Source organism: Nonomuraea sp. NPDC049784 (assembly GCF_040659615.1).
Lineage (GTDB): Bacteria > Actinomycetota > Actinomycetes > Streptosporangiales > Streptosporangiaceae > Nonomuraea.
The window spans coordinates 1-2802 of the sequence record NZ_JBFAMX010000950.1 but is presented as its reverse complement, the minus strand read 5'-3'; the positions used below and the strand labels follow the sequence as shown (position 1 = coordinate 2802).

Annotated in this window: 3 protein-coding genes and 1 pseudogene; 1 reads left to right on the top strand and 3 read right to left on the bottom strand. The window is 72.1% G+C overall.

The genetic code is table 11. The features are described 5' to 3' along the window. The 3 genes and pseudogenes from AB0J09_RS61535 to AB0J09_RS61525 form a co-directional block, all read right to left on the bottom strand. Nucleotides 1-644, bottom strand: a pseudogene (locus AB0J09_RS61535) (two-component sensor histidine kinase); the annotation flags it as partial. A 43-nt stretch (nucleotides 645-687) separates the two neighbouring features. Further along, nucleotides 688-1479 carry an ABC transporter permease gene (locus tag AB0J09_RS61530; protein ID WP_360713335.1) on the bottom strand — a complete coding sequence of 264 codons (792 nt, stop codon included), beginning with the start codon at nucleotides 1477-1479 and terminating at the stop codon, nucleotides 688-690. Then, the gene (locus AB0J09_RS61525) at nucleotides 1476-2381 is read right to left on the bottom strand and encodes an ATP-binding cassette domain-containing protein (protein WP_360713333.1); all 906 of its coding nucleotides are present in this window, start codon (nucleotides 2379-2381) and stop codon (nucleotides 1476-1478) included. The genes AB0J09_RS61530 and AB0J09_RS61525 overlap by 4 nt, the downstream gene beginning before the upstream one ends. Before the next feature lie 116 nt (nucleotides 2382-2497). Between AB0J09_RS61525 and AB0J09_RS61520 the strand changes: the two genes are divergently transcribed. Further along, nucleotides 2498-2802: DUF5685 family protein (locus tag AB0J09_RS61520; RefSeq protein WP_360713331.1), on the top strand; the 305-nt coding region annotated here is incomplete at its 3' end.

The window sequence follows — 2802 nt, the reverse complement described above, 5'->3', positions numbered from 1 at the left end:
AGCAGCATGGCGAGCGCGACACCGCGCTGCTGCACGCCGTCGTGCAGGTCGCGTTCGATCCTGCGGCGCTCGTCGTCGACGGCTTTGACGATGCCGGAGCGGGTGGCGGTCAGCTCGGCGATCCGCCTGCGCATCAGCTCGTGGCTGCCGGGGCCGAGGAAGCGGTCGGCCAGCCGCCGTTCGAGTGATCCGACGGCCAGGGTCGTGAGGGCGACCAGGGCCAGCAGCACAGCACCGCCGGCCAGGCCGAGCACGCCGCTGCTGGTGACGATCTTCACGCCGGGCAGGTTCACGGGCACCGGGTCCGTCCGTCCCCATGAGACGTCCCACAGGCCGCCGAACAGGAGGAGCCCGCCGAGGAAGAGGCCCGCCGCGCACCCGTACCCGCCAAGCAAGCCCAGGGCGGCTCGCGCGACGAGGAAGCCGTAACCGCCCTCCCGCCGTGTCGCCTCGTGGCCGAGCCACCTCGACAGCCTGGCCCTCTCCAGCGCCATCAGCCTGTCCAGCCCGCGCGCGGCGGCGGGCCTGGCCGCGGGGACCAGGTACGCGGGCCACGCCACGCACAGGAAGACCAGCTCGACGAGGCCGAGAGCCATCCCGAGGACGACTCCGGCCAGTACCCGGGCTGCCCTGTTGCCTGACACGGGCGTGAAGTCTAGGCGTGACCCCATCGTCGTGCGCACGGCTCTAGGCGTCCCGGCGGCGCAGCACCGCCTGGCCCACCGCCACGGCCGCCGCCGTCCAGGCGACGAGCCAGGCCAGCCCCTCCCCCGCCGAATACGGGATCGGCCCGCCGGTCAGGTTCTCCACGCTCCCCATGAAGGCCAGCCCGGCGAACATCGGCATCCGCATCGACGCGTCCAGCGCCACCTGGCTCCCCGTCATCAGCAGCATCAGCGGCAGACCCATGAGCAGCATGAACACCACGGTCAGAGTGCCCGCCGCGCTGCGCATCGCGGCACCGACGCCGAGCGTCATCACCGACACCAGCGCGAAGAACACCCCCACTCCGAGCAGGTCCGGCACGACCTCGCCGATCGGCAGCACGACGAGCCCGCCGAACAGGTCGCCGGACAGCACGACGTGGACGACCGCCGTGGCCACGGCCCCCGACAGCACTCCTGCCACGATCATCACCGGCGCCACCACCAGCGCCTTCGCCGCCAGCACCACTCCTCGGACGGGCGTCGCCTGCAACGTCACCCGGATGCTCCCGGACGAGTACTCCGAGGTGATCGCCAGCATCGCCAGCGCCACCAGCGCGAACTGGACGAACGATGTCGCCGACACCACCGGCTGGCTCGCCGTCACCCGCACCCCGGCCCGGCCTTCCCGCAGGGCGTCGGTGGCGGCCGCGCCGCCGAGCATGAGCGCCGTCACCACCATGAGCACCGCCGCGCAGGCCAGGCACCACCACGTGGACCTGACCGACCACAGCTTCGCCCACTCGGCCCCGATCGCCTGCCACAACGTCCTCATGATCCCGCCCCGTACTCGACGCTTCCCGCCGTCAGCTCCTGGTAGGCCTGTTCGAGCGAGGCCCCTCTGGTCCGCAGTTCGTGCAGCCGGATCCCGGCCTCGTGCGCCAGGTCTCCGACCGTTTCGAGGGCCGCGCCGGTGGCCTCGAGCTCGTTCTCGCCGTGCCGCTCCACCGCGATGCCGACGGCGCGCAGCCGTACGGCGAGATCTCCGGCATGCGGGGTGCGGACGAGCACGGACGTCAGGGAGCTGCCCGCGATGACGTCGGACAGTGGCGCGTCCGCGATGAGGCGGCCCTTGCCGATCACGACGAGGTGGTCGGCGGTGAGCTGCATCTCGGTCATGAGGTGGCTGGAGACGAACACCGTTCTGCCCTCCCCGGCCAGCGACCGCATGAGCCCGCGAACCCAGCGCACCCCGTCCGGGTCGAGCCCATTGACCGGCTCGTCGAACATCAGCACCTCAGGGTCCCCCAGCAGCGCCGCCGCGATCCCGAGCCGCTGGCTCATGCCGAGCGACAGCGCCCCGGCCCGCTTGCGCGCAGCACCGGCCATGCCGACCGTCTCCAGCACCTCGGTCACGCGCCGCCGTGGGATGCCGTTACCGCGGGCCAGCGCCAGCAGGTGCGCGTGGCCGCTGCGGCCCGGATGGAGGGCGCGGGCGTCGAGGAGCGCGCCGACCGTGCGCAGCGGGTTCCTGACCTGGTGGTACGGCACCCCCCCGACCAGCGCGGTGCCGGAGGTGGGACGGTCGAGGCCGAGGATCAGGCGCATCGTGGTCGATTTCCCCGCCCCGTTCGGGCCAAGGAACCCGGTCACCACGCCCGGTCTCAACTCCAGCGTCAGGTCGTCGACCGCCAGGTGGTCCCCGTACCTCTTGCTCAAACCCTTCAGACTGATCACGCCGCCCCACGCTAGGCAGCCCTCGGCCTGGCGGGTATGGGGGGGGAGCCGCCGACTTCAATGGTGGGAAACCATAAAGGCAGCGATCGCGCACCCGGGACCCGTACGATTCCCTCGTGTTCGGCATCATTCGTCCCTGCGGTGAGCACGGGTGCCCGTCGTTACGTGCGGCGTGGCAGGCGCATCTGTGCGGTCTGTGCCTGACGTTGCGGGACGGGCAGGGGCACGGGGCGCGCCTGGCCACCAATTACGACACACTGATCATCTCGGTGCTCACCGAGGCGCAGATACCTTCGGCCGCACCACGCCGGATGGCCGGGCCGTGCGCGTTGCGCGGGTTCCGCGGCGCCGAGGTGGTGGACGCGCGGGCGTCCGGGGCGCGGCTGGCGGCCGCGGTCTCGCTGGTGCTGGGTGCGGGCAA

Excerpts from the sequence above, each read along its gene's own strand:
- AB0J09_RS61530 (WP_360713335.1), bottom strand. The coding sequence starts at position 1,479 with ATGAGGACGTTGTGGCAGGCGATCGGGGCCGAGTGGGCGAAGCTGTGG.